Annotated in this window: 23 protein-coding genes; 5 read left to right on the top strand and 18 right to left on the bottom strand. The window is 72.5% G+C overall.

The window, feature by feature from the left end:
- Positions 1-72: 72 nt before the first annotated feature.
- The 3 genes from ACZ63F_RS21585 to ACZ63F_RS21575 all read right to left on the bottom strand — a co-directional run bounded on the left by ACZ63F_RS21585 (position 73) and on the right by ACZ63F_RS21575 (position 4,713).
- Complete coding sequence (locus ACZ63F_RS21585; RefSeq protein ID WP_469712977.1) at positions 73-2,202, bottom strand: 3-hydroxyacyl-CoA dehydrogenase NAD-binding domain-containing protein; 2,130 nt, start codon at positions 2,200-2,202, stop codon at positions 73-75.
- Positions 2,199-3,416: a thiolase family protein gene (locus ACZ63F_RS21580; RefSeq protein ID WP_352359847.1), complete on the bottom strand. Its 1,218-nt coding sequence runs from the start codon at positions 3,414-3,416 to the stop codon at positions 2,199-2,201. The genes ACZ63F_RS21585 and ACZ63F_RS21580 overlap by 4 nt, the downstream gene beginning before the upstream one ends.
- A gap of 358 nt (positions 3,417-3,774) precedes the next feature.
- Positions 3,775-4,713 (bottom strand): hypothetical protein, encoded by a 939-nt coding sequence (locus tag ACZ63F_RS21575; protein WP_469712976.1) that lies wholly within the window; start codon positions 4,711-4,713, stop codon positions 3,775-3,777.
- Between the two features lie 593 nt (positions 4,714-5,306).
- Here ACZ63F_RS21575 and ACZ63F_RS21570 point away from each other — a divergent pair.
- Complete coding sequence (locus ACZ63F_RS21570) at positions 5,307-6,032, top strand: TetR family transcriptional regulator (protein WP_469712975.1); 726 nt, start codon at positions 5,307-5,309, stop codon at positions 6,030-6,032.
- Between the two features lie 42 nt (positions 6,033-6,074).
- Here the strand turns inward: ACZ63F_RS21570 and ACZ63F_RS21565 are convergent, their stop codons facing one another.
- The 3 genes from ACZ63F_RS21565 to ACZ63F_RS21555 form a co-directional block, all read right to left on the bottom strand.
- Positions 6,075-7,355: an HRDC domain-containing protein gene (locus ACZ63F_RS21565; protein ID WP_469712973.1), complete on the bottom strand. Its 1,281-nt coding sequence runs from the start codon at positions 7,353-7,355 to the stop codon at positions 6,075-6,077.
- Between the two features lie 231 nt (positions 7,356-7,586).
- The gene (locus ACZ63F_RS21560) at positions 7,587-8,246 is read right to left on the bottom strand and encodes a helix-turn-helix transcriptional regulator (protein WP_093498522.1); all 660 of its coding nucleotides are present in this window, start codon (positions 8,244-8,246) and stop codon (positions 7,587-7,589) included.
- A 321-nt stretch (positions 8,247-8,567) separates the two neighbouring features.
- On the bottom strand, positions 8,568-9,254 hold the full coding sequence (locus tag ACZ63F_RS21555; protein WP_469712971.1) for a DUF3000 domain-containing protein: 687 nt from the start codon (positions 9,252-9,254) through the stop codon (positions 8,568-8,570).
- A 108-nt stretch (positions 9,255-9,362) separates the two neighbouring features.
- Between ACZ63F_RS21555 and hemE the strand changes: the two genes are divergently transcribed.
- Positions 9,363-10,430 carry a uroporphyrinogen decarboxylase gene (hemE, locus tag ACZ63F_RS21550; RefSeq protein WP_469712970.1) on the top strand — a complete coding sequence of 356 codons (1,068 nt, stop codon included), beginning with the start codon at positions 9,363-9,365 and terminating at the stop codon, positions 10,428-10,430.
- Between the two features lie 9 nt (positions 10,431-10,439).
- Here hemE and ACZ63F_RS21545 read toward each other — a convergent pair whose 3' ends face one another.
- Complete coding sequence (locus ACZ63F_RS21545; RefSeq protein WP_352359835.1) at positions 10,440-11,264, bottom strand: rhomboid family intramembrane serine protease; 825 nt, start codon at positions 11,262-11,264, stop codon at positions 10,440-10,442.
- A 121-nt stretch (positions 11,265-11,385) separates the two neighbouring features.
- Between ACZ63F_RS21545 and ACZ63F_RS21540 the strand changes: the two genes are divergently transcribed.
- Complete coding sequence (locus tag ACZ63F_RS21540) at positions 11,386-11,688, top strand: hypothetical protein (protein WP_352359833.1); 303 nt, start codon at positions 11,386-11,388, stop codon at positions 11,686-11,688.
- An 81-nt stretch (positions 11,689-11,769) separates the two neighbouring features.
- Here ACZ63F_RS21540 and ACZ63F_RS21535 read toward each other — a convergent pair whose 3' ends face one another.
- Entirely contained in the window at positions 11,770-13,155 is a 1,386-nt protein-coding gene (locus tag ACZ63F_RS21535; protein ID WP_469712967.1) for an FAD-dependent oxidoreductase, read from the bottom strand.
- A gap of 37 nt (positions 13,156-13,192) precedes the next feature.
- Positions 13,193-14,083 (bottom strand): DUF4349 domain-containing protein, encoded by an 891-nt coding sequence (locus ACZ63F_RS21530; RefSeq protein ID WP_469712966.1) that lies wholly within the window; start codon positions 14,081-14,083, stop codon positions 13,193-13,195.
- Between the two features lie 155 nt (positions 14,084-14,238).
- Between ACZ63F_RS21530 and hemG the strand changes: the two genes are divergently transcribed.
- On the top strand, positions 14,239-15,690 hold the full coding sequence (hemG, locus tag ACZ63F_RS21525; RefSeq protein ID WP_469712964.1) for a protoporphyrinogen oxidase: 1,452 nt from the start codon (positions 14,239-14,241) through the stop codon (positions 15,688-15,690).
- A 5-nt stretch (positions 15,691-15,695) separates the two neighbouring features.
- A complete protein-coding gene (gene hemQ / locus ACZ63F_RS21520) occupies positions 15,696-16,427 on the top strand; it encodes a hydrogen peroxide-dependent heme synthase (protein WP_093498516.1) in 732 nt (243 codons plus the stop codon).
- 6 nt (positions 16,428-16,433) lie between these two features.
- Here hemQ and ACZ63F_RS21515 read toward each other — a convergent pair whose 3' ends face one another.
- The 9 genes from ACZ63F_RS21515 to ACZ63F_RS21475 all read right to left on the bottom strand — a co-directional run bounded on the left by ACZ63F_RS21515 (position 16,434) and on the right by ACZ63F_RS21475 (position 25,218).
- A complete protein-coding gene (locus tag ACZ63F_RS21515; protein ID WP_469712962.1) occupies positions 16,434-18,080 on the bottom strand; it encodes an alpha/beta hydrolase in 1,647 nt (548 codons plus the stop codon).
- 153 nt (positions 18,081-18,233) lie between these two features.
- Positions 18,234-19,013 carry a TIGR04222 domain-containing membrane protein gene (locus ACZ63F_RS21510; RefSeq protein WP_469712961.1) on the bottom strand — a complete coding sequence of 260 codons (780 nt, stop codon included), beginning with the start codon at positions 19,011-19,013 and terminating at the stop codon, positions 18,234-18,236.
- Positions 19,014-19,109: 96 nt separating this feature from the next.
- Positions 19,110-19,901, bottom strand: a complete 792-nt coding sequence (locus tag ACZ63F_RS21505; RefSeq protein WP_469712960.1) for a DUF4142 domain-containing protein — start codon at positions 19,899-19,901, stop codon at positions 19,110-19,112.
- A 260-nt stretch (positions 19,902-20,161) separates the two neighbouring features.
- Positions 20,162-21,430 carry an MbnB/TglH/ChrH family RiPP precursor modification enzyme gene (locus ACZ63F_RS21500; RefSeq protein ID WP_469713088.1) on the bottom strand — a complete coding sequence of 423 codons (1,269 nt, stop codon included), beginning with the start codon at positions 21,428-21,430 and terminating at the stop codon, positions 20,162-20,164.
- 142 nt (positions 21,431-21,572) lie between these two features.
- Positions 21,573-22,364, bottom strand: a complete 792-nt coding sequence (locus ACZ63F_RS21495; protein ID WP_469712958.1) for a DUF4142 domain-containing protein — start codon at positions 22,362-22,364, stop codon at positions 21,573-21,575.
- Between the two features lie 106 nt (positions 22,365-22,470).
- Positions 22,471-23,163, bottom strand: coding sequence for a peptidyl-tRNA hydrolase (locus ACZ63F_RS21490; protein WP_469712957.1), 693 nt, complete (start codon positions 23,161-23,163; stop codon positions 22,471-22,473).
- A 98-nt stretch (positions 23,164-23,261) separates the two neighbouring features.
- Entirely contained in the window at positions 23,262-23,444 is a 183-nt protein-coding gene (locus tag ACZ63F_RS21485; protein ID WP_469712955.1) for a hypothetical protein, read from the bottom strand.
- 18 nt (positions 23,445-23,462) lie between these two features.
- Positions 23,463-24,317, bottom strand: coding sequence for a polysaccharide deacetylase family protein (locus ACZ63F_RS21480; RefSeq protein ID WP_469712953.1), 855 nt, complete (start codon positions 24,315-24,317; stop codon positions 23,463-23,465).
- Positions 24,318-24,381: 64 nt separating this feature from the next.
- Positions 24,382-25,218: a slipin family protein gene (locus ACZ63F_RS21475; RefSeq protein WP_390644544.1), complete on the bottom strand. Its 837-nt coding sequence runs from the start codon at positions 25,216-25,218 to the stop codon at positions 24,382-24,384.
- Positions 25,219-25,412: the final 194 nt, after the last annotated feature.

Here is a 25,412-nt window from a genome sequence, read left to right as displayed (position 1 = left end):
TGCGTCCCCGGCACGCCGATGCCCGGCACACCAGTCGGTGCGCCGGGCATCGGGTCCGTACGGACGCGGTGGCTACGCCGGGACGCTCGCCACGCCCGGGGCCAGGAACTTCCTGCCGTTCACACGCTCCGAGACACCCTCGCGGTCCAGGTACGGCGTGATGCCGCCCAGGTGGAAGGGCCAGCCGGCGCCCGTGATCAGGCAGAGGTCGATGTCCTGCGCCTCGGCGACGACACCCTCGTCGAGCATGAGCCCGATCTCCTGGGCGACGGCGTCGAGGACGCGGTCGCGGACCTGCTCCTCGGTGAGGACGGAGTCACCCTGCTTGAGCAGCGCGGCGACCTCGGGGTCCAGCTCCGGCTTCCCGCTGTCGTAGACGTAGAAGCCGCGCTTGCCCGCCTTGACGACGGCCGCGAGGTTCGGGGAGACCGTGAAGCGGTCAGGGAAGGCCCGGTTGAGGGTCTCCGAGACGTGCAGGCCGATGGCGGGACCGACCAGCTCCAGGAGGACCAGCGGGGACATCGGCAGGCCCAGCGGCTCGACCGCCTTCTCCGCGACCTCGACCGGGGTGCCCTCGTCGATGACGTTCTGGATCTCGCCCATGAAGCGGGTCAGGATGCGGTTGACGACGAACGCCGGGGCGTCCTTCACCAGCACCGCGGTCTTCTTCAGCTTCTTGGCGACGGCGAACGCCGTGGCCAGCGAGGCGTCGTCGGTCTGCTCGCCGCGCACGATCTCCAGGAGCGGCAGGACCGCGACCGGGTTGAAGAAGTGGAAGCCCACGACCCGCTCGGGGTTCTTGAGCTTCGACGCCATTTCGGACACCGAGAGGGACGAGGTGTTGGTGGCGAGGATCGCGTGCGCCGGGGCGACCGCCTCGACCTCCGCGAACACCTGCTGCTTGACGCCGATCTCCTCGAACACGGCCTCGATGACGAAGTCCGCGTCGGAGAAGCCCTCGGCCTTGTCCAGCACACCGGTCACCAGCGCCTTGAGGCGGTTGGCCTTGTCCTGGTTGATGCGGCCCTTGCCGAGCAGCTTGTCGATCTCGGCGTGGACGTAGCCCACACCCTTGTCGACCCGCTCCTGGTCGATGTCGGTCAGCACGACCGGCACCTCCAGGCGGCGCAGGAAGAGGAGCGCGAGCTGCGAGGCCATCAGGCCCGCGCCCACGACGCCGACCTTGGTGACCGGACGCGCCAGGTTCTTGTCCGGCGCGCCCGCCGGGCGCTTGCCGCGCTTCTGCACCAGGTTGAACGCGTAGATGCCGGCGCGCAGTTCGCCGCCCATGATCAGGTCGGCGAGCGCCTTGTCCTCGGCGTCGTAGCCCTGCTGCAGGTCGCCGTTCTTGGCGGCGGCGATGATGTCCAGCGCGCGGTAGGCGGCCGGGGCGGCGCCGTGCACCTTGGAGTCGGCGATGAAGCGGCCACGGGCGACGGCCTGGTCCCAGGCCTCGCCGCGGTCGATCACGGGACGCTCGACCTCGATGTCGCCCTTCAGGACCTGGGCGGTCCAGATCAGCGACTGCTCCAGGAAGTCGGCACCCTCGAAGAGGGCGTCGGCGATGCCGAGGTCGAAGACCTGCTGACCCTTGAGCTGCTTGTTCTGGTTGAGGCTGTTCTCGATGATGACCGAGACGGCCTTGTCGGCACCGATCAGGTTCGGCAGCAGCGCGCAGCCGCCCCAGCCCGGGACCAGACCGAGGAAGACCTCGGGGAGGGAGAACGCCGGGATGGCCTTGGAGACGGTCCGGTACGTGCAGTGCAGACCGACCTCGACGCCACCGCCCATGGCGGCACCGTTGTAGTACGCGAAGGTCGGCACGGCCAGGCCCGCGAGGCGCTTGAAGACCTCGTGGCCGCCCTTGCCGATGGCCAGCGCGTGCTCGTGCTCCTTGAGGAGCTCGACGCCCTTGAGGTCGGCGCCGACCGCGAAGATGAACGGCTTGCCGGTGATGCCGACACCGACGATCGCGCCCTCGGCGGCCTCCTTCTCCACCTGGTCGATCGCGGTGTTGAGGTTCGCAAGGGAGGCCGGTCCGAAGGTGGTCGGCTTGGTGTGGTCCAGGCCGTTGTCCAGGGTGATCAGCGCGAAGCGGCCGGCCCCGGCCGGCAGGTCGAAGTGGCGTACGTGCGCCGACGTGACGACCTCGTCGGGGAACAGGTCCGAGGCCTGCTTCAGAAGCTCGGCGGTGGTGCTCACTTGTCCCCCTCGAAGTGCGGGTTCTCCCAGATGACCGTCGCGCCCATGCCGAAGCCGACGCACATCGTGGTCAGGCCGTAGCGGACGTTCGGCTGCTCCTCGAACTGGCGGGCCAGCTGCGTCATCAGACGCACGCCGGAGGAGGCCAGCGGGTGACCGAAGGCGATGGCGCCGCCGTACTGGTTGACGCGCTCGTCGTCGTCCGCGATGCCGTAGTGGTCGAGGAAGGCCAGCACCTGCACGGCGAAGGCCTCGTTGATCTCGAACAGACCGATGTCGGAGATCGACAGACCCGCCTGGGCGAGGGCCTTCTCGGTGGCCGGGATCGGGCCGTAACCCATGACCTCCGGCTCGACGCCCGCGAAGGCGTACGACACGAGGCGCATCTTCACCGGCAGGTTGTTCTCGCGGGCGAAGTCCTCGGAGGCGATGATCGAGGCGGTCGCACCGTCGTTCAGACCGGCCGCATTACCGGCGGTGACCCGCCCGTGCACACGGAACGGGGTCTTGAGACCGGAGAGGTTCTCCAGCGTCGTGCCCGGGCGCATCGGCTCGTCGGCCGTCACGAGGCCCCAGCCGGTCTCGCCGCCCTCCGGGTTGGTCCGGCGCACCGAGATCGGCACCAGGTCGGCCTGGATCTTGCCGTTGGCGTACGCCTTGGCGGCCTTCTCCTGCGAACGCACCGCGTACTCGTCCGCGCGCAGCTTGGTGATCTGCGGGTAGCGGTCGTGCAGGTTCTCCGCGGTCATGCCCATGAACAGCGCGGACTCGTCGACCAGCTTCTCGCTGACGAACCGCGGGTTCGGGTCGACGCCCTCGCCCATCGGGTGGCGGCCCATGTGCTCGACACCGCCGGCGATGGCGACGTCGTACGCGCCGAAGGCGACGGAACCGGCGACCGTGGTGACGGCGGTCAGGGCGCCGGCGCACATGCGGTCGATGGAGTAGCCGGGCACGGAGGTCGGCAGGCCCGCGAGGATGCCCGCGGTACGGCCGATGGTCAGACCCTGGTCACCGATCTGCGTGGTCGCGGCGACGGCGACCTCGTCGATCTTCTTGGTGTCCAGACCGGGGTTGCGGCGCAGCAGCTCCCGGATCGCCTTCACGACGAGGTCGTCGGCACGGGTCTCGTGGTAGATGCCCTTCGGGCCCGCCTTGCCGAACGGGGTACGGACGCCGTCGACGAAGACGACATCCCTGACGGTACGAGGCACGATTGGCTCTCCTCCAGGGTGCGGGATGGCACTGCTGCGATGCGCTGAGCGCGCGCTCAGGTCCCATGCTACTTATGAGTAACGTGACTGCCCAGTCCTGGAGGGGGGAGCGGCGAAGGTCACATGGCAAGGGGACCGCGCCGCAGCGCCCCGGCAGGGGCGCGAGGAACCGCGCGACCAGCCGCATCGGACCCGCGGACCGGTACGGCGCGCGTCACGGGGCCGGTGGACGGCCGGCGCGTGGACGGCTCGGTGTGCGGCGTGCCCAGTTCGAAGATGCGGGCATTGCCGGTCAGCGACCGCCGGGTACGGGCGGGCCGGGACCGGTGCGCGGGTGACGTGGGCACAGGGGCTCCTCTCAGAGGGTGGTGCAGGCATCCGGACGGTCGTCGGTCCGTGTCATGAGGGGTGCCGCGAGCGCGCAGACCAGCAGCGGCCCGCGGCCGGCCGTGTCGTCGTACGCGAGGTGGACGGTGGCCGGACCGCGGACCACGCCGAGCGCGTCGAGCACCCGGACCGTGTAGCCCGCGAGGGCCTGCGCGGACGGGCCGCCCGGCGTGCGCGGCCCGGCGGGCGGGTCCGACCGCAGCCGGGTGACGACGTGCTCGGGCCGTCCGTCCGGGCCGGGGCGGGTGACGGTGCCGGCCGTGTACCGGCGGCGACCGGGCAGCTCGGTCAGGACCAGGTGCGGGCTGCCGGAGTGCCGGGCGGCCGCGTGCCACAGCGCGGGCCAGGCCGTGTCGAGGCGGCCCACGTCGGCGCATTCCACCTCGTCGACCGGGGTTCCGGCGGCTGCCGGGGCGAGCAGGTAGCCGGCCGCGGGGTGCGACCGTGCCCAGGCCGCGGCCTCGGCCGGGCACGCGGTACGGATGCCCCGCGGCGCCGGGATCCCCAGCCGGGCCAGCCGGGCCGCCTGGGCGCCGCGGTCGTACCTCAGCGAGGAGGACGCCGGATCGGGTCCGGGGAGGCCGAGCTGCCAGGCGATCCGCTCGGCCAGCTCGATGCCCCCGGTCCCGCCCGCGACGACGGCCGACACCTCCAGCGCCCGCAGCGCCTTGACCGTCTGCCGCAGCCCCCGGTGCACGACCGTGCCGCCGTACCCGGCGGGCGGCGCCGCGTTCCGGTACGCCGGCGGGCGCAGCCGGTGCTCCGGAAGGACGGCGACGGTCCGCCAGCCGTGCCGGGCGAAGGCCCGCGGACACGGTCCGCCGCCCTCGTACGGTGCGACCACCGCCGCGGCGCCGACGGCTGGATCGGCCCCTGACACGGTCGCGGCGGCGGAAAGGGCGGTGGTCATGACGGCGGTCTCCCGAGCGGATGTCGGCGCGGGCGGGGCCGGGGTGCGGCCTGCCGCCCGGCCGGTGAAAGTGTCTGAAAGGGCACTGCCGTACCGGGCCGGGCCGACCGCCCCGGCTCCGCGATGCCGAACCCGTTTGGACCGAGTGGTCTCTTCTGCTCTGCTTCTCCCTTGTGGTGGCCTGCTCCTGTTGGACAGGCCCTCGCTTCCTTGCAATACCGGGCAATCCGACGGACGTGGAAGGTGGTTGTCCGGACCGGTCGGCCAGCCGAAGAGGCGTGATGTCTGTTCTGTCGAGCCGGTCTCCCGGCTAGAAGGGACCGGTTGGTCTGTTCTGATGCCGCCAGTCTGGAACCCTGGCACGGTCACGTCAAGCGAGCGCTGGTCGCGGCCGGTGCCCACCGCTACGGGCGACGGGGGTCGGAGCGGTTTTCCACCATCCCGAGAACCTCTCGTCCGATCCGGCCTCCGCGGTAGTATCGGGACGCTGATCAGCGCGTACGCGAAGGCGAGTTCCGAATGGCGTGCGCAGCTTTCCCGGACAATGCCCGTTCGGTCATGAACCCGTCGATGGGCCTCGAAGGCGAGATCGAATGAGCAACCCGCGCAGGCCGCGACGTCAGCAACAACGCGCCATCGACACCAGGAAGCGAATCCTCGACACCGCCGGCGCGCTTTTCGTGAAGGACAGCTACGAAGGCATGTCGGTCGGCGACCTCATCACCGCCGCACGGACCAGCAAAGGGGCCTTCTACCGGCATTTCCCGGGCGGAAAGATCGAAGTGGCGACGGCCATCATGCACGACACGCTGACCATGGACGGCCTGCGGGAACAGCGGATCATGCTCCAGGAAGTGGTCGACATCGGAATGATCCTGGCCTACCGGATCTCACGGGAGAACGCCCTTCGGGCCGCTTTGCAGCTGTCGTTCCACAGCAGTGCGCCGGAGACCTACGGAACTCCGTGGCCGGACTGGGTCGCATTCAATACGGAACAGCTCACGGAAGCGCGGCGACGCGGTGAGCTGAAAGCCTTCGTCGACGTCGAGGAGCAGGCCTGTCAGATCGCGGGGAACTGGGCCGGAGTGGTGCTCGTCTCGAACACCCTCGACCGGCACATGCGGAATGTCGAAGCGCGGATCTCCCGCATGTACCGCAACCTGCTGACCGCGATCGCGGTTCCGGACCTCCTGCCCGAGATCGACTTCTCCGCGCACCGGGGCAGGCACCTCTACACCGAGTTCCTCGAAGGCCCGGCCGACGAGGCGGAGCCGGAACCGCCGCAGGGCGAACCGTCGGAACAGCCCGGGGGCGAGTGAGCGGGGCGGAACGGCCGCCGGCGCCGGACGCCGCCCGCCCGCCTAGGCGGACAGCGCCGCCACCAGCACCGGTGTCACCTGCTCCACCTGCCAGGGGCGGGCGCCGTATCCCACCAGTGCGGCCCCCACGGTCTCCGCGTCGACCACCTGCGGCGGCTCCCAGCAGAGCCTGCGCACGGTGTCCGGCGCGATGAGGTTCTCCTGCGGCATGGTGAGCTGCTCGGCCAGCGCCGAGACCGCGGCCCGGGCCGCCGACAGGCGTGCCGCCGCGGCGGGGTCCTTGTCCGCCCACGCCCGGGGCGGCGGCGGCCCCGTGACGGGCTGTCCCGGCTGCGGCAGCGCGGCGTCCGGCAGCGCCCTGGCGCGGTCCACCGCCGCCTGCCACTGCTCCAGCTGCCGCCGCCCCATCCGGTGGCCGTAGCCGTTCAGCCCCGCGAGGGCGTGCACGTTGGCCGGCAGCGCCAGCGCGGCCTCCACGATCGCCACGTCACTGAGCACCTTGCCCGGTGACACGTCCCGCTTCTGCGCGATCCGGTCCCGGGTCTGCCAGAGCTCACGTACCACCGCCAGCTGCCGGCGCCGGCGCACCTTGTGCATTCCCGACGTGCGGCGCCAGGGGTCCTTGCGCGGCTCGGCCGGTGGCGCGGCCGCGATCGCGTCGAACTCCTGCCGCGCCCACTCCAGCTTCCCCTGCCGGTCCAGCTCCTTCTCCAGGGCGTCCCGCAGGTCGACGAGCAGTTCGACGTCCAGCGCCGCGTACCGCAGCCAGGGCTCGGGCAGCGGCCGGGTCGACCAGTCCACGGCGGAGTGGCCCTTTTCGAGCACGAAGCCGAGGACGCCCTCGACCATCGCGCCCAGCCCGACCCGGGGGAACCCGGCGAGCCGGCCGGCCAGCTCGGTGTCGAAGAGGCTGCTGGGCGTCATGCCTATCTCGCGCAGGCAGGGCAGGTCCTGGGTGGCCGCGTGCAGCACCCACTCGACGCCGGCCAGCGCTTCGCCGAGGCCGGACAGGTCGGGGCAGGCGACGGGATCGATCAGCGCGGTTCCGGCGCCCTCGCGGCGCAGCTGGACGAGGTAGGCGCGCTGGCCGTAGCGGTAGCCGGAGGCGCGCTCGGCGTCGACCGCGACGGGTCCGGAGCCGGCGGCGAACGCGGCGATCACGCCGGCCAGCGCGGCCTCGTCCACGACCACCGGCGGAATGCCCTCACGGGGCTCCAGCAAAGGGACCGGCGCCCCCGTCACAGAAGATCCGGCGTCGTCCGGAGGAGTGCCCCCGGTGGTGCGCAGTGAACTGTCTGCTGCGGTGTCTTGGGCGTCCGTCACATGTCAAGGGTATCTGTGTGTGGACGGCGCCCGTCGACGGAACGTTCCGTCGACGGGCGCCGGAGGGTCGTAAACCAGTCAGGCCGGTGAAAGATCAGGTCCACGAACGGGGGACAACAGGTTACGGGGTGACGCCGGGCCGGCGGCGGGTCCGGCCGTGGACGGTCGGCCGCCGCTGGTGGGCCATCGGTGGTGGGCGCAGCCAGTGGCAGGCCGGCGGAGACGGATCGGTCAGTGGATGATGCCGGTGCGCAGGGCCACGGCGACCATCCCGGCGCGGTCGCCCGTGCCGAGCTTGCGGGCGATGCGGGCGAGGTGGCTCTTGACGGTCAGGGCGGACAGCCCCATCGAGACACCGATCGCCTTGTTCGACTGGCCTTCGGCGACCAGCCGGAGCACCTCGACCTCACGGCCGGAGAGCTCGCGGTAGCCGCCCGGGTGGCTCGGGGCACCCGGGGGGCGGCGGTGCATACGGGCGGCGGAGCCCATCGGGGCGGCACCGGGTCGGGTGGGGAGCCCGATGTTGGTGCGGGTGCCGGTGACGACGTAGCCCTTGACGCCGCCGGCCAGGGCGTTGCGCACGGCGCCGATGTCGTCGGCGGCGGACAGGGCGAGGCCGTTGGGCCAGCCCGCCGCGCGGGTCTCGGACAGCAGGGTCAGGCCGGAGCCGTCGGGGAGGTGGACGTCGGCGACGCAGATGTCGCGGGGGTTGCCGATGCGGGGACGAGCCTCCGCGATGGACGAGGCCTCGATGACGTCGCGCACACCGAGCGCCCACAGGTGGCGGGTGACGGTGGAGCGGACGCGCGGATCGGCCACGACCACCATGGCGGTGGGCTTGTTCGGGCGGTAGGCGACCAGGCTTGCGGGCTGCTCTAGGAGAACGGACACCAGGCCTCCTGGGGTGGGGGACGGGGCCGGCTTGTGGGGAAAAAGCCGGGACGAACCGTGCTTTCAAGGTCACAGTCGTCTTCGGCACCAAACCCGTCCGCCTTTAGAGAATGATCACGATCTGGTGAGTAACAATACGTGCAATTCGGACACGCGATCGATCATCCGAAGATCGAATCGGTTCGGGCCGTTGCCGTACGGGACAGAAAGTGGCCGTATCGACAAAGGGATGGTCAATGAAGGGTGAGTCGACGGGACTCGGGTGGACAGGGTGATTCGGCGGGACCCGGGTGGACGGGTCCCCGGCCGTGACGGTGCGGCTCAGCGCGCCTGCGGGTCGCGGCGCTGCGGCAGCGTGACCACCGAGGCGTCGCCGGGGGCGGCCGGCGGCAGACCCGCCACCTGTGCCAGCAGATCGCACCAGGAGGCGAGGTGGGCGGCGGTGTCCGGGACGCCGGCGCGGCCCTCCCGGGGCGTCCATGACGCCCGGATCTCGATCTGCGAGGCGGCGGGGCGCGCGGACAGCCCGCCGAAGTAGTGCGAACTGGCGCGCGTCACGGTCCCGCTCGGCTCGCCGTACGACAGGCCGCGCGCCTGGAGCGCGCCGGTCAGCCACGCCCAGCAGACGTCCGGCAGCAGCGGATCGGCCGCCATCTCCGGCTCCAGCTCCGCGCGGATCAGTGTGACCAGCCGGAACGTGCCGTGCCAGGCCTCGTGCCCGGCCGGGTCGTGCAGCAGTACGAGCCGCCCGTCGGCGAGATCCTGCTCGCCGTCGACCACCGCGGCCTCCACGGCGTACGCGAACGGGGCGAGACGCTGCGGGGCGGGCGTCGGCTCCACCTCGACCTGCGGGCGCAGCCGGGCACCGCGCAGCGCGTCGACCGCGGCCCGGAAGGCCGGCGGAACCGCTGGCGCCGTACTCCCGGTATGCCCTTCGTCCTCCCCGTTGTCCTTCCCCTCGCCCATCCCGCCAGCGCCGTCCGACAGTCGTCCCTGAGCCGCAGCCATGCGGGGAAGAGTAAGGGGAACGACGCCTTCGCGCAGGGAGAGACACCACCTAAGGACCATGTAAGGGCGGCGCGGACCCGGGTTCCGGGGCGTGCGAGACTTGCCGTCGTGAGTGCGAACGGAAGCCCCGCGGGCCATCAGCCGACAGCGACGTACGACAGTGCCTTCCTGAAGGCGTGCAGGCGTGAACCCGTGCCGCACACCCCCGTGTGGTTCATGCGCCAGGCCGGCCGCTCGCTGCCGGAGTACCACAAGGTGCGCGAGGGCATCCCGATGCTGGAGTCGTGCACGCGGCCCGAGCTGGTCGCCGAGATCACCCTCCAGCCGGTCCGCCGGCACCACGTGGACGCGGCGATCTACTTCAGCGACATCGTCGTCCCGCTCAAGGCCATCGGCGTCGACCTCGACATCAAGCCCGGCGTCGGCCCGGTCGTCGCGCACCCGATCCGCACCCGCGCCGACCTCGCCCAGCTCCGCGACCTCACCCCCGAGGACGTCTGGTACGTCACCGAGGCCGTCGGCCTGCTCACCGCCGAGCTCGGCCCGACCCCGCTGATCGGCTTCGCCGGCGCCCCCTTCACCCTCGCGAGCTACCTCGTCGAGGGCGGCCCCTCGCGGACGTACGAGAACGCCAAGGCGATGATGTACGGCGACCCGGAGCTCTGGGCCGACCTGCTCGACCGCCTCGCCGACATCACGGGCGCGTTCCTCAAGGTGCAGATCGAGGCCGGCGCCTCCGCCGTCCAGCTCTTCGACTCCTGGGCCGGTGCGCTGGCCCCCGCCGACTACCGGCGCTCGGTGCTGCCCGCCTCCGCGAAGGTCTTCGACGCCGTCGCCGGGTACGGCGTCCCGCGCATCCACTTCGGCGTCGGCACCGGCGAGCTGCTGCGGCTCATGGGCGAGGCCGGTGCGGACGTGGTCGGCGTCGACTACCGGGTCCCGCTCGACGAGGCCGCCCGCCGCGTCGGCCCCGGCAAGGCGCTCCAGGGCAACCTCGACCCGACCGTCCTGTTCGCCGGCAAGGACGCGGTGGAGACCAAGGCGCGCGAGGTCCTCGACGCGGCCGCCGGTCTCGAGGGCCACGTCTTCAACCTGGGCCACGGCGTGATGCCGTCCACCGACCCCGACGCGCTGACCCGCCTCGTCGAGTTCGTCCACACCGAGAGCGAGCGCTGACCCCGTCCGCTACCAGCCGTGCCGGGGCCGGGCCCGCCTGCCGAACAGCAGGCCGCGCGGCTCCGGCGGCGGGGGTGTGCCCGGCTTGAGCGGCCAGGCGAGCACCATGCCGACCAGGAAGCCGACGATGTGCGCCGCGTACGCCACGGTCCCGGCGTCCGAGACGCCCTCGCCGGACGAGTAGACGGCCTGGAGCACGAACCAGAAGCCCAGCACCAGCCAGGCCGGCAGCCGCAGCGGCAGGAAGACCAGGAACGGGACCAGCACCCAGACCCTGGCCCTCGGGTAGAGGACCAGATACGCGCCGAGGACACCGGCGATCGCGCCGGACGCGCCGATCAGCGGGTCGCCCGACGAGGCGTTGAGGAGTGCGAAGCCGTAGCCGGCCGCGTAGCCGCAGAAGACGTAGAAGAGGAAGAAGCGGATGTGGCCCATCCGGTCCTCGACGTTGTTGCCGAAGATCAGCAGGAACAGCATGTTGCCCAGCAGGTGCAGCCAGCTGCCGTGCAGGAACATCGCCGTGAAGACCGACAGCGCGGGCGACTTGTCGTAGCCGGGCGGCCCGACGACACAGCCGGGGCCGCTGCGGCCGACGCCCACCTGGCCGGTCGGGACCACCTGCGGCATCTGATGGTGGATCAGCTCCCGCGGGACCGCCGCGTAGTGGTCCATGAAAGCCTGCAGATGGCACAGCTGCGCCAGATCGCTGCCGCCGGCCACGGAGCCTGCTATGCCGGGCGTGAACAGGAAGACGATCACGTTCGCCGCGATCAGCGCGTACGTCACGTACGGCGTGCGACGCACCGGGTTCACGTCATGAACGGGGATGACCACAGCTGACTAGTGCCCAGGGCGGGGGCGCTCGATGCGCGGGGAGCCCCGGTGAACGTCGTCACGCGCGCGTCCGTATGTCCTTGCGACCGACGTGAGGTTCAGGCGACGTGAGGAACAGGCGATGAACGAGCGGGTTACTCCCCAGGCATTCCCTCCCATGCAGGCCCTGCCCGACGGTGAGGCCGAGATCTCCCTTGTCGTACGGCTGCCCTGGGAGGACGTGGCACGGCTCGGCCAGGAGGCGGGGCGGCTCGCCGCGCAGATGCAGCGGCCGGTGACGCTGGACGAGGCGGTGAGCAACCGGCTGCGGTCGACGCGGCCCGCGGCAGCGCATGCGCGGCCGGGGGCCGAGCAGCCTGCTGCCGTGGCTGCGCCGGGTGGGGCGGGGGTCACTTCGCTGCCCCGGATCAGCGGGACGGCCTAGGACGCGTTGCGGAGTGCGGGTGCGTGGGGGCTGGTCGCGCAGTTCCCCGCGCCCCTTCAGGCGGGTGTCCTTGGCGCCCCTTCAGACGGCTCGCACCTTTGCCGTGGCCTTGCGTGCTGCTACCAGCACGGGGTCCCACACCGGTGAGAACGGTGGTGCGTAGCCGAGGTCCAGGGCCGTCATCTGTTCCACCGTCATGTTGGCCGTGAGGGCGACCGCCGCGATGTCGACCCGTTTGCCCGCGCCCTCCCGGCCGACGATCTGGACGCCGAGCAGGCGGCCCGTGCGGCGTTCGGCGAGCATCTTGACCGTCATGGGGCTGGCGCCGGGGTAGTACCCGGCGCGGCTCGTGGACTCGATGGTGACCGCCTCGAACTGCAGGCCCACCCGGAGGGCGTCCTTCTCGCGCAGGCCGGTGCGGGCGATCTCCAGGTCGCAGACCTTGCTCACCGCCGTGCCGACGACACCCGGGAACGTGGCGTAGCCGCCGCCCACGTTGGTGCCGATGACCTGGCCGTGCTTGTTGGCGTGGGTGCCCAGCGGGATGTACTGCTCCTGGCCCGAGACCAGGTTCAGGACCTCCACGCAGTCGCCGCCCGCCCAGATGTCCTCGTGCCCGCGCACCCGCATCGCGAGGTCGGTGAGCAGGCCGCCGTGCTGCCCGACGGGCAGGCCCGCGGCCCGGGCGAGGCCGGTCTCCGGGCGGACGCCGATGCCCAGGATCACCACGTCCGCCGGGTACTCGGCGTGCTCCGTGGCCACCGCGCGCACCCGGCCGTCCTGGCCGGTGAGCAGTTTGGTGACCTCGGTGTCGTTGACCATGGTGATGCCGAGGCCCTCCATGGCCTGGTGGACCAGGCGGCCCATGTCGGGGTCGAGCGTGGACATCGGCTCGCTGCCGCGGTTGACGACGGTCACCTCGTAGCCCCGGTTGATCAGCGCCTCGGCCATCTCGACGCCGATGTAGCCGGCGCCGACCACCACGGCCCGGCGGCCACGCGTGCGTGCCAGCGTGTCGAGGAGGGCCTGGCCGTCGTCCAGGGTCTGCACGCCGTGCACCCCCGGCGCGTCCGCGCCCGGCATGTCGGGGCGGATCGGGCGGGCGCCGGTCCCGATGACGAGCTTGTCGTACGGCGTCCATGACTCGGCGCCGGAGTCGACGTCACGCGCGCGTACCCGCTTCCCGGCCACGTCGATCTCGGTGACCTCGGTGCGCATCCGGAGGTCGATCGCGCGGGCCCGGTGCTCCTCCGGCGAGCGGGCGATCAGCTCGTCCCGCTCCCCGACGTCGCCGCCGACCCAGTACGGGATCCCGCACGCCGAGTAGGAGGTGAAGTGGCCGCGCTCGAAGGCCACGATCTCCAGCTCGTCCGGTCCCCGCAGCCGACGCGCCTGGGACGCCGCGGACATGCCCGCGGCGTCACCGCCGATCACGACCAGTCGTTCCCGCCCACCGTTCATGCTCATGCGAACACGCTACGGGGCGGGGGCATTTCGGGCTCGCTCAGGTCTCGCTGCCGGGCTGCGCGGGGGTACGGCGCCTGTGCACGAGCTTCCACCACAGCAGGGCCGCCACGGCCGCCAGCGCCGCGAACGGCAGGGCCGCGCCCAGGGCCAGGACGATCCAGCGCAGCATGGTGACGAAGACGTGCCAGCCGCCGGACACGGCGTCCACGAACCCCGGCGAGTCGTCCTTCGCGGCCTGGTGAACCGGCGTCGGGGTCAGGGACAGCGTGATCGTGGCCATGCTCGTGCGGTCCCTCAGGGACGCCTGCTGGGCGAGCAGCGACTCCAGGTCGGCCTCCCGGCTGCTCAGCTCCCCTTCCAGGGTGACCACGTCACTGAGCTTGGCCGCCCGGTCCATCAGCTCCCGGATCCGGGCCACGCTGGCCCGCTGCGACCTGACCCGGCTGTCCACGTCGACCACCTGGTCGGTGACGTCCTGCGCCTTCGCGGTGCGGTCGATCAGCTTGCCCGCGCCCTGGAGGTCGCCGAGCACCTCGTCGTACTTCCCGGTGGGCACCCGGAGGACCACGCGCGTGCGTTCGCGGCCCCCGGAATCCCGGGTGGTCGTCTCGTTGCCGACGTAGCCGCCGGCGTCCTCGGCCGTGGTGCGGGCCGCGTCGAGGGCCTTCGGCACGTCCTTGACCTGCACGGTCAGGGAGGCGGTGCGGATGATCCGGTTCGCCGTGAGGTCGGGCGTGGTCCTGCCGGTCCCGCTGCCGCTGTCCTTGGCACCTGCCGAGCCCGCCGCCTCCTGGGCAGCGGGGTTCGCGCCGGCCTTGGCATCGCTCGCGGAGCCGCCGTCGGCGGTGTCGTTCGCACCGCACCCGGTGAGGACGAGCGCGGCGGCGAGCAGGAGGCCGGCGAGGGCGGGTCGTACGGGATGGCGCATGGTTCCCCCCGGGGGTGGTGACGACTGACGCGACTTCGACGCCGGGGCGGGGCGGGACGTTCGGGGGCCGACGGTCCCGGTGCGGTCACGGTCCGGACGCGTACGGGTCACCGGGCCGGGGCCGGGGTGTCGGTGCGGTCTGAGAGAGTGAGGCCATGAGCGCAACGGGTACGGGCACGGGCCAGGTCGTCGTCATCGGAGCCGGGATCGCGGGGCTGGCCGCGGCGCACCGGCTGCTGGAGCGGGGCGCACGCGTGACCGTCCTCGAGGCCTCGGAGAGAGTCGGCGGCAAGCTGCTGCCCGGCGAGATCGCCGGCGTGCGGGTCGACCTGGGCGCCGAGTCGATGCTGGCCCGCAGGCCCGAGGCGGTCGCCCTGGCCGGCGCGGCGGGGCTCGGCGAGCGGCTGCAGGCCCCCGCCACCGCCACGGCCGCCATCTGGACCCGGAGCGCCCTGCGCCCCATGCCCAAGGGCCACGTCATGGGCGTTCCCGGCACCGCCGCCGCGCTGTCCGGCGTCCTCTCCGACGAGGGCCTCGCCCGCATCGAGCGCGACGCCGACCTGCCCCGCACCGAGGTCGGCGACGACGTGGCGGTGGGGGAGTACGTGGCCGCGCGCCTCGGCCGTGAGGTCGTCGACCGGCTGGTCGAGCCCCTGCTCGGCGGGGTCTACGCGGGCGACGCGTACCGCATCTCGATGCGCTCCGCGGTCCCCCAGCTCTACCAGGCCGCGCGGACCCACCACTCGCTGACGGAGGCCGTCCGCGAGATCCAGGCAAGGGCGGCGGCCAACCAGCAGGGCGGACCGGTCTTCATGGGCATCGAGGGCGGCGTCGGCACCCTGCCGCTCGCGGTCGCCGAGTCGGTCCGGGCCCGCGGCGGCGAGATCCGCACCGGCACGCCCGTGACCGGACTGCGCAGGGAACCCCGGGGCTGGCGGATCACCACGGCCGACCGCGAGCTGCACGCCGACGCCGTGGTCGTCGCCGTACCGGCGCCGGTGGCCGCCGGCCTGCTGCGGGCCGAGGCACCCGCCGCCGCGGCCGAGCTGGGCGCCGTCGAGTACGCCTCGATGGCCCTGATCACCCTCGCCTACCGCCGCGCGGAGCTGGACCTCCCCGCCGGCAGCGGCTTCCTCGTCCCGCCCGTGGACGGCCGCACCATCAAGGCGTCCACCTTCGCCTCCCAGAAGTGGGGCTGGATCGCCGACGAGGACCCGGACACCGTCGTCCTGCGCACCTCGGTCGGCCGGTACGGCGAGACCGCGGTCCTCGGCCGTGAGGACCGCGAGCTCGTCGACCTCTCCCGGCACGACCTGCGCGCGGCCACCGGCGCCGACGCCACCCCCGTCGCCACCCGCGTCACCCGCTGGACCGACGGCCTGCCCCAGTACCCGGTCGGCCACCACGCGCGCGTGGCCCGCATCCGCGAGCACGTCGCCAAGCTCCCGGGTCTCGCGGTGTGCGGCGCGCAGTACGACGGTGTCGGCATCCCCGCCTGCATCGCGAGCGCGTACGCGGCGGTGGACCAGCTGGCGGGCGACCTCAGGGGCGTCGAGGAGCTGACGGCCAACCCGGTGCAGAGCCTGCACGGGGGAGCGGGAGAATAGGGACCATGAGTGACGACGCCTCCACCACCGAGTCCGGCAGGATCCCGAACAAGGGCAAGCTGGCCAAGGACCTCAACGAGGTCATCCGCTACACCCTGTGGTCGGTCTTCAAGCTGAAGGACGTGCTGCCCGAGGACCGCGCGGGCTACGCCGACGAGGTCCAGGAGCTGTTCGACCAGCTCGCCGCCAAGGACGTGACCGTCCGCGGCACCTACGACGTCTCCGGGCTGCGCGCCGACGCCGACCTGATGATCTGGTGGCACGCCGAGACCAGCGACCAGCTCCAGGAGGCGTACAACCTGTTCCGCCGCACGAAGCTGGGCCGCGCGCTCACGCCGGTGTGGTCGAACATGGCGCTGCACCGCCCCGCCGAGTTCAACCGCTCGCACATCCCGGCGTTCCTCGCCGACGAGACCCCCCGCAACTACGTCAGCGTGTACCCGTTCGTGCGCTCGTACGACTGGTACCTGCTGCCCGACGAGGACCGCCGCCGGATGCTCGCCGACCACGGCAAGATGGCCCGCGGCTACCCGGACGTGCGCGCCAACACGGTCGCATCCTTCTCGCTCGGCGACTACGAGTGGGTGCTGGCCTTCGAGGCCGACGAGCTGTACCGCATCGTCGACCTCATGCGTCACCTGCGCGGTTCCGAGGCCCGCCGGCACGTCCGCGAGGAGGTCCCGTTCTACACCGGGCGCCGCAAGTCGGTGGCCGACCTGGTCGCGGGCCTCGCCTGACGCTCGTCAGTGCCGGCCGGTCTTGCCCTTCAGGGAGTCCCGCAGGTTCTTCCGCCGGGCATGGTCGGCCGGCGCGCTCGCCTTCGGCTCCGCGTGCCCCGCGCACGAGGCGTGCCGCTGCGGGAGCCGGCCCTCCAGCAGGTAGGCCTCCAGGTAGCCGTTCACGCACTTGTTGGGGCCGCCGCCGATGCCGTGCGTGCCCGCGTCCCGCTCGGTCACCAGCACCGAGTCGGACAGCCGCCGGTTCATCTCCAGCGCGCCCGCGTACGGCGTGGCCGCGTCCCGTTCGGCCTGCAGGATGAGCGTCGGCGGCAGCTCACCGGGGCCCGTGCGCACGTCCAGCGGCTGCTGCCGGGGCACCGGCCAGTAGGCGCACGGCAGGTTCATGAAGGCGTTGTCCCAGGTCTCGAAGGGTGCCACGCGCGCGAGCCGGGTGTTGTCCCGGTTCCAGGTCGCCCACTTCGCCGGCCAGGACGCGTCGTTGCACTCGACGGCCGTGTAGACCGCGTTGCCGTTCTCCGCCTCGGCGGCCGTCTCCGCCGCCGGTGCCGCCAGCCGGACCAGGGGTTTGGCGTCCCCGTGCAGGAACTTCGACAGCGCCTGCGCCCGGCTCGGCCAGAAGTCGTCGTAGTACCCGGCCGACAGGAACGCGCCCTGCAGCTGGCCGGGCCCGACCTTCCCGCCGGCCGCCTTCTTGGCCAGCCGCCTGCTCGCCCTGTCGTAACTCGCCTGCACCTTCGCCGCCGTGTTCCCGAGCTTGTAGACGGCGTCGTTCCTGGCGATCCACTCGCGGAAGTCCGCCCAGCGGCTCTCGAACGCGGCCGACTGCTCCAGGTTGTCCCGGTACCAGACCTGCGACGGGTCCGGGTTCACCGCCGAGTCCAGCACCATCCGCCGCACGTGCGAGGGGAAGAGGGTCGCGTACAGCGCGCCGAAGTAGGTGCCGTACGAGGCGCCCATGAAGGTCAGCCGGTTCTCGCCGAGCGCCGCGCGCAGCACGTCCAGGTCGCGGGCGTTGTTGAGCGAGGTGTAGTGGCGCAGCCTGCTCCCGGAGCGCTTCAGGCAGCCTTGGGCGTACGCCTTCGCCTCCTTGATCCGGGCCTTCTTGTACGCCTCCGAGGGGTGGGCCGGCGACTGCGAGGGCGCCCTGTAGAAGTGCTTGGGGTCGACGCAGGACAGCGGGGCGGAACGGTCGACGCCGCGCGGGGCGTAGCCGACCAGGTCGTAGGCGGCGGCGATGCGCTTCCACTCGGGCTGCGCGCCGACCATCGGGAACAGCATGCCGGAGGCGCCGGGTCCGCCCGGGTTGTAGACCAGGACACCCTGCCGGGGGACCCGGCGCTTGCTGTTGTGCGGGTCCTTGTGGGTGGCCACCACCCGGCTGACGGTGAGTCTGATCTGCTTGCCGTCCGGGTGCGCGTAGTCCAGCGGGACGCTCACCGTGCCGCACCGGACGCTGTCCGGCGCCTCCAGGTCGGCGGCGCACCTGCCGAAGGCGATGCCCGCGGCGTGCGCCCGCGCGGCGGCCACGGCGGTGCCGTGCAGTTCGGCCGCCGCCGTGTGCGGGACGCGGGGGGCGCTCCCGGCCGGGGCGGCGGCCAGGGCGGTCAGGATCAGGGACCCGGCGGCCGAGTACAGGGCGGGGGCTCTCATGCGTATCCCTTCGGTGCAACGGCTGCGGTGGCGTGGCGGCAAGGGCACCGCAGCGACTGCACGGCAGCAATAAAAGGGATATTTCGACCGGTTGTCGGCGAAGGCAAGCACCATCGGGCCGGTGTCGGCGCAATGCCCCCTATGCGCCCCCGCTCACTCCCGCGGCAGCTGGTCCCGGTGTGCGAAGGCCGCACGCAGCTCCGGTTCGCCGATCGCGCGGATGCCCCGGACGGCGACGGAGGCCAGCCGCGAGTGGTCGTCGGCCGCGCGGTTCGCCCGCCGGTGCAGCGTACCGAGCAGCCGCTGGCCGGCCGGCGAGGCCCAGCGTGAGTACGGGTGCGCCTCGACCCGGGCGATGGCCAGGCAGCTCAGCGTCAGGGTGAGGGGCAGCGCGAACCAGACGGCGACCAGGTCGCGCGGCATCTCGGTCGGAGCGGGCAGCGTGAGCGCGACGACGGCGAGCCCGAGGATCGCCAGCGCGGCGGCCCGGACCTGCCGGACACCGGAGGCGACCGTCGTCCGCGCGGCCGCGTCGGGCACCGCGAGCCCCGCCCGCACCAGCTCCTCGCCGAGACTGCGCACGGCGTCCGTGTCGGCCGCCGCCGAGCGCACCGGCGCTATCCGGGACTGTCCCTCGGGCCCGATGGCCCCTATCACCGACCGTTCCATCTCGTCCCGCCCCCACGGGTCCACGACGGTCGCCCAGCCGGTGTGGGCGAGCAGCAGCCGCCGTTGCCTGGCCATGGACACCAGCGTCACATCGGCGACCCGCGCGGGCCCGCCGGACAGGAACGCGGCCTCGTACAGCGTCAGATCGTGTCCGTGGCCCGCGTCCGCGTCGACGGCCGCCGTCCGTACGGCGGCCAGGCACAGCCGGGTGCAGGCGGTGCCGGCGACGGCCCAGGCCAGGAGCAGGAGAAGGACCCAGAACATGACACGTTTCTATGCCAGGGTCCTGGCCTCCGCCATGCCCTGTTCACATTCCGGACCGAGTGTTGTAGGTATGTGACGTTCCGTTTTCCGTGCAGGTCAGGGGTTCCGGACAGCCGTCTGCGGGCTGGCGGTGGCGGGCGGCAGCGTGTACGTCGGGGACGGCGCCGATGTCGGCCCGGGTGCGATCGGGGTCGCGTCCGCCGGGGCGACGACGGGCGGCGAGGCCACGGGGGAGGGCGTGGCGGCCAACTGCTGGGCCAGCGTGCCGAAGTCGACGTAGCCGGTCGCCTCCAGGACCTTGATGTGGTCCAGGACGGTGCTGTTGGCGTCGTCGGCGAGATCGCGCACCAGGCTGTTCTGGGTGGCGGCGCGGACCTGGGCGACCACGGAGAAGACCCGGCCGTGCGCCAGCCGCACGATGTTCGCGAACTCCCGGTCGAAGTCCTGCCCCTGCGAGGCGTTCAGGGTGGCGAGCCACTGCTGCTGCTGGACGTTCGGCGCGTTCGGGATCGGCACGCCGAGCCGGCCGGCGACGGTGCGGACGTGGGCGTCGAGGGAGGTGTGCCCGTCGACGAGGTGCTGCCCGGCCGTCCGTACGGCGGCCGTGGTGCCCTTCTGCTCCGCCATCTCCCCGGCCGGCAGCTCCCAGAGCCCGGCGAGGCGGACCTTCACGATGAAGTCCCGGTCCTGCGCGGACAGCGGGCCGTAGGCCGTCGACACGGTCTGGGCGCTGAGCACGTTCACCGAGCCGGTCGGGTCGGAACGGTCGGCGTACGACCAGATCGGGAACACCAGGGCGGCGAGGGTCGCCGCGAGACAGATGATGATCAGCCCGGTACCGCTGAATATGCCTCGTCCCTGGACGGGGGGTCGGGGTCGCGCGCGCATGATGCCTCCTGCACCGCACGGTGGGGCTTCGCCGTGCGGGGTTGGCATATTACCGAGGGGTCGCCGCGGGGGTGCCGTCGGTCGGTCGGCCGCAGGTGCTTCGTGGCTGGTCGCGCAGTTCCCCGTGCCCCTTACGGGCCGCTGTCCAGCCGCCCCTGTCTCAGTTACCCAGCTGCGGGCAATCGTGCCGCTGGGGCGGCACGGGTGGGCGCAGCGGCACCCGGCAAGCGCCGGTGAGCGTCCCCACCCCCCCCGGGGCACTAGCCGCGCCTTAGCAGCACCCTCCGCGTCAGCGACCGCCGAGGTGCCGCTCCCGCCCGCTCCAGCCACCACTGCTCCAGCCGCCGATGAGAGGAACCGCCCCCGGCCCGCAGCAGCGCGCCCGCGAACTCCAGGGCGTCCCGCCGGTAGCCGCCCGTCATCGGCCGCTCCTGCGCGTACGCGAGGAACGCCGCCCGGTACCCGGCGCCCAGAATCTCCGGCAGTTCCGGTGCGATCTTCGCCACCACGTCCGCCCGCTTCGCCGCCAGCGCCCGCGCCTGCACCCCCATCCGCGCCCGGTCGAACCCCTCCGGCACCGGCGTCCCGGCGACCAGCGACGACAGCATCGCGGTCTGCGCGAGCCCGACCCGCTCCCGGACGGCGTCGGGGATGTCGGAGGCGGGAGCCGCCGGCGAGGGCTCCCACGGGCCGCCGGCCACCGCACCCCCGGCCGCGACCGCCGTCCGGATCGCCGCCAGCTCCCGCTCCAGCTCGGCCGGTTCCGGGAAGTTCTCGTCCCGCTCCAGCAGCACACCGGGCGGCGTGACCCGGGACGCGAGGCCGGTCAGGATGTCCAGGACCGCCGGGGGCACCGGGTGGGCGTGGCTGTCGTGCCAGACGCCGTCCCGCTCGAAGCCGCCCGCGACGTGGACGTAGGCGATCGCCTCGACGGGAAGTCCGGCGAGCGCCTTGGCCGGGTCCTCGCCCCGGTTGACGTGGTTGGTGTGCAGGTTCGCCACGTCGATCAGCAGCCGTACCCCGGTGCGGTCCGCGAGGTCGTACAGGAACTGCCCCTCGGTCATCTCCTCGCCCGGCCACGAGACGATCGCGGCGATGTTCTCGACCGCGAGCGGCACAGGCAGCGCGGCCTGGGCGATGCGGACGTTCTCGCAGAGCACGTCGAGGGCGTCCCGGGTGCGGGGGACGGGGAGCAGGTGGCCCGCCTCCAGGACCGGCGAGGCCGTGCGCGGGCCGCCCGCGCGGACGAACGCGATGTGCTCGGTGACCAGCGGCGAACCCAGCGCCGCCACCCGCTCGGCGAGCGCGGTGAGCCGGTCCTCGTCCGGGCGGTCCGCGCCGCCCAGCCCCAGCGAGACACCGTGCGGCACGACCGTCACCCCGCGCTCGCGCAGCCGCCGCAGCGACTCGGGGAGGTGGCCGGGACAGGTGTTCTCGGCCACGACCTCGACCCAGTCGATGCCCGGCATGCGTTCCACCGCGTCCGCGATCTCCGGCCGCCAGCCGATGCCCGTGCCCAGCCGCTCCAGGGTCATGGCCGTCCCCCTCCTGCTCCGACCTGTTCCCGATGACGGGGGTATGGCCCCGGAGCGCGGCCGCGAACCGTGTCCTCTGCCGCTTCAGAGCAACATTTGAGGTTCGCGGCCGCGCTCCGGGGAGCTGACCGGGCGGCTACCCGCCGAGCACGCCCAGGCTGTCCACCGGGTCGGGGCGGGCGGTGTTCACCGTGCCCGGTTCGCCGGGGGAGGGCCGGGAGGTGGTGCGCAGGTCGCCGCTCGCCTGCGCGGCCGGCGCGGAGGGCACCACCACCCCGGGCGCCGGCACCGGCGGACCGGTCGGGCTGGCGGTGCTGGTGCCCGCGATCTCGTTGGCGATCGCCTCGAAGTCGACCTTCCCGGTCTTCTCCAGGATCGTGATGTGGTCCAGCACGGTCTGGTTGGCGTCCGAGGCCAGCTGCCGTACCAGGCTGTTGCGGGTGGTGTTCCGCACCGTCCCGATCGCCGGGAAGATCTTGCCGTGCGCGGCCCGCAGCAGGTTCACGAACTTGTACTCGTACTCCGCGCCGGTCGCCGCCGACATCTCCTGGAGCCAGCCCTGCTGCTGCTCGTTCGGCACGTTGGGCAGCTCGACGCCCAGCTGGCCCGCGACGATCCGGACCCGCCGGTCCAGGTCGGTGTGGCCGACGATCAGATGGTCGCCGGCCTCCTTGATCTCCGCGCTCGGCGCCCGCTGGACGGCCTGCTGCCCGGCCGGCAGCTCCCACAGCCCGGCGAGCCGGACCCGCACGATCAGATCGCGGTCGGCGGCGGACAGCGGACCCCACTGGGTGGCCACGGTCCCCGCCGCCAGGTTCGCCTGACCGGTGCCGGAACGGTCGGCGTACGACCACACGGGGTAGGCGAGCGCGCCGAGCGTGGTGGCCAGGGCCGCCAGGATCATGGCCGTACCGTTGAAACGCCGCAAGGGATGCCTCCCCGTGTCGCTGGTTCAGTGCCAGGACGTACGGGCGGGGCGGCGACGATGTTCAAACAAACGGCAAAGTTTGCCAGGGAAGTCAAAAAACGCCAGGTCAGTGAAGTGCCGGATGATCCGCGACCACCGTGCAGCTGCCCGGCGCGATCTCGGTGAAACCGGCGTCCCGTACCAACGGCAGCCCGCTGCCCGTCAGTTCACGCCACTCGGCCGGATCGGCGGTCCGCACGGCGAGCGGGAACCCGGCGTCGCGCCACGCCTCCCGCTCCTCCTGCGACAGCGCCCACCAGGCCAGCTGGGCCCCGTGCCCGGCCTGTGCCATCGCCTTCCCTGCCGACATCTCCAGCTCCGGGTTCAGCCACAGCACGGGCGCGGACCGGTCGGCGGCCACCGGCGGCTCGGGGTCGTCCAGCTCGGTGCCGGACACCTGGAGTTTCGCCAGGTCCCGGGGCCACCCGTCCAGGGGAACCGGCGGAAACACCCGTACCTCGGCCGACTTCCCCGTGAGGGTGATCCCGGGCAACTCCCCGGCCCGCCGCCACTCGGCCCCCCGAGCCCGCCGCACGACCTTCCGGATCCGCGCGTCCTCCCAGTCCCGAACGGCCTGCGCCCACTCCCCGTCGCCGAGCGCCCGCGCGTCACTGAGCATGCTCAGCACGGCCCGGGCGGCGGTTTCGAGGGCGTCGGTGCGGGCCGGGGGAGCCGACTTCTCTATCCGCACGACGAGAGGCAGCACGAACTGGGGTGCTTCGTCCCGGCTGTTCGCCGTGACCTGGAAAGGAGCGCTCACACGAACACCCTAAGGGGCGCTGGGAGCACCCCCGGCCGAAGGCTGGGGGAGGAACCGCGCGGGCCTTCACCCTGGCCTGCGCCCTCAACGGCCGCCGCTCATCCTGAACAGGCGGTCCGCTGGGCCTCCTGCCACTCGCACCGCGGGCACAACGTGATGCCCTTGTACGACTCCGGGTACTCCGTCGGCTCCCGGCACAGGACGCACTCCGCGTACGGCGGTCCCTCCGCCGCCGGCGGCTTCGCGGCCCCGTCGGTCGTGCAGTAGCCCTCATCGCTCATGCCTCCAGCGTAGGACGGTCACCGGTGGCCCGGCGTCTGCCCGATCAGCTCGGAGACCTTCACGAACCGGAAGCCCCGCTTGCGCAGTTCCGGTACGACGGTCCGTACCACCTGCTCGGTGGTCGGGGCGGCGCTGCGGGTGCAGTGCATGACGACCACCGAGCCCGGCTTCACCCCGTCCAGCACCTGCTTGGTCACCGCGTCGGCGTCCGTCGCGAAGGCGTCCCCGCTCACCACGTCCCACTGCACCGCGGTGACCCCGAGCGTGCCGACCGCCCGCAGCGCCTGGCGGTCGTAGCAGCCGCCGGGGAAGCGGAAGTACGGCATCGGGTGCGGCACCCCGGCGCGGAGCAGGGCGGCGTAGGCGCGCTCCACGTCCGACTTCATGTTCGCGGCGGCGACCGTCGGCAGGCCATAGCAGTCGCCGGTGAACGCGTAGTGGCTGTAGGAGTGGTTGGCCACCTCGAACTGCGGGTCGCGGCCGAGCGAACGGGCCTGGGCCGGGTACTCGTCGGCCCAACGGCCGGTCATGAAGATCGTGGCCGGCACCTTCAGTCTGCGCAGGGTCGCGATCAGCGCCGGGTTGTCGAAGTGCTCGCCCTTGGCCGCGCGCGGTCCCTGGTCGGCGGTCATGTCGGCGTCGAAGGTGAGGGCGACGGTCTTGCCCAGGGTGCGCGGGCCGTTCGTGAAGACGGGGGCCGTACCGCCGGGCCCGAGGGCGAGCGTGGGCGGCGGGGTGGCGGAGGAGGAGGCCCTGGCGGGGGCCGGGGGGCCGGGGTGCGGGGCCTCGGTGGTGCCACAGGCGGCGAGCGCGGCGCCCAGGGCGACACATACGGTGCTCGTACCGGTAAGACGGCGTGCTAGTCGGATCACCGTACGAACGTAGGTCGGTATGTCGGATTTTCGGGTGTGGCGCGACGAGCGGCACGGCGCCGGGTCACCCGGGCGGCGGCCCCGTCCGCACGGTGTTCTCGTCGATCTCGGCCGGGGCGTCGCCGTTCGGACCCGGCTGCTGCCCGCCGGCCCGCTCCAGGAACCGCAGCAGCTCCACCGGGAACGGCAGGACCAGGGTGGAGTTCTTCTCGGCGGCCACCGCGACGATCGTCTGCAGCAGCCGCAGCTGCAGGGCCGACGGCGTGTCCGCCATCTGCTGGGCCGCCTCGGCCAGCTTCTTCGAGGCCTGGAGTTCGGCGTCGGCGTTGATGATCCGGGCCCGGCGCTCCCGGTCGGCCTCGGCCTGGCGGGCCATCGAGCGCTTCATCGTGTCCGGCAGGGACACATCCTTGATCTCGACCCGGTCCACCTGCACGCCCCAGCCCACGGCCGGGCTGTCGATCATCAGCTCCAGGCCCTGGTTGAGCTTCTCGCGGTTGGACAGCAGGTCGTCCAGGTCGCTCTTGCCGATGATGGACCGCAGTGAGGTCTGGGCCATCTGCGAGACCGCGAACTTGTAGTCCTCGACCTTGATCAGCGCGCTCACCGCGTCGACCACCCGGAAGTAGACGACCGCGTCCACGCGCACGGTGACGTTGTCGCGGGTGATGCCCTCCTGGGCCGGGATCGGCAGCGTCACGATCTGCAGGTTGACCTTGTGCAGCCGGTCCACGAACGGGATCACCAGGTTGAAGCCGGGCGTCCGCACGTCACCGGAGACGCGGCCGAGCCGGAACAGCACGCCCTGCTCGTACTGCTTGACGACCCGGGCGCCGGCGGCCAGGTACAGCGCGCCGACGCACAGCGCCGTCACCACCGCGACCAGCAGCTCCTGAACCATCACGACCCCCAGTCAAAGAGGTCCGATATGTCTGTTGCTGCAACGATATGCCCGACGGGACGATCGGGGCCACGGCCCAGGGCAGCTGGTCCGGGGGGGGGGGGGGGGGGGGGGGGGGGGGGGGGGAGGGGGAGGGGGGGGGGGGGGGGGGGGGGGGGGGGGACTCCCGTGTGTTGTCTCTTGGTCGTGTGTGT

The sequence above is a fragment of the Streptomyces sp. NPDC104761 genome (assembly GCF_055583445.1).
The sequence above is the reverse complement of the archived record's forward strand: the minus strand, read 5'-3'. Positions and strand labels throughout refer to the sequence as shown.

Excerpts from the sequence above, each read along its gene's own strand:
- ACZ63F_RS21475 (WP_390644544.1), bottom strand. The coding sequence starts at position 25,218 with ATGGTTCAGGAGCTGCTGGTCGCGGTGGTGACGGCGCTGTGCGTCGGC.
- ACZ63F_RS21485 (WP_469712955.1), bottom strand. The coding sequence starts at position 23,444 with ATGAGCGATGAGGGCTACTGCACGACCGACGGGGCCGCGAAGCCGCCG.
- ACZ63F_RS21515 (WP_469712962.1), bottom strand. The coding sequence starts at position 18,080 with ATGAGAGCCCCCGCCCTGTACTCGGCCGCCGGGTCCCTGATCCTGACC.
- ACZ63F_RS21570 (WP_469712975.1), top strand. The coding sequence starts at position 5,307 with ATGAGCAACCCGCGCAGGCCGCGACGTCAGCAACAACGCGCCATCGAC.
- hemQ (WP_093498516.1), top strand. The coding sequence starts at position 15,696 with ATGAGTGACGACGCCTCCACCACCGAGTCCGGCAGGATCCCGAACAAG.
- ACZ63F_RS21575 (WP_469712976.1), bottom strand. The coding sequence starts at position 4,713 with ATGACCACCGCCCTTTCCGCCGCCGCGACCGTGTCAGGGGCCGATCCA.
- hemG (WP_469712964.1), top strand. The coding sequence starts at position 14,239 with ATGAGCGCAACGGGTACGGGCACGGGCCAGGTCGTCGTCATCGGAGCC.
- ACZ63F_RS21540 (WP_352359833.1), top strand. The coding sequence starts at position 11,386 with ATGAACGAGCGGGTTACTCCCCAGGCATTCCCTCCCATGCAGGCCCTG.
- ACZ63F_RS21555 (WP_469712971.1), bottom strand. The coding sequence starts at position 9,254 with ATGGCTGCGGCTCAGGGACGACTGTCGGACGGCGCTGGCGGGATGGGC.
- ACZ63F_RS21535 (WP_469712967.1), bottom strand. The coding sequence starts at position 13,155 with ATGAGCATGAACGGTGGGCGGGAACGACTGGTCGTGATCGGCGGTGAC.
- ACZ63F_RS21510 (WP_469712961.1), bottom strand. The coding sequence starts at position 19,013 with ATGTTCTGGGTCCTTCTCCTGCTCCTGGCCTGGGCCGTCGCCGGCACC.
- ACZ63F_RS21530 (WP_469712966.1), bottom strand. The coding sequence starts at position 14,083 with ATGCGCCATCCCGTACGACCCGCCCTCGCCGGCCTCCTGCTCGCCGCC.
- ACZ63F_RS21505 (WP_469712960.1), bottom strand. The coding sequence starts at position 19,901 with ATGCGCGCGCGACCCCGACCCCCCGTCCAGGGACGAGGCATATTCAGC.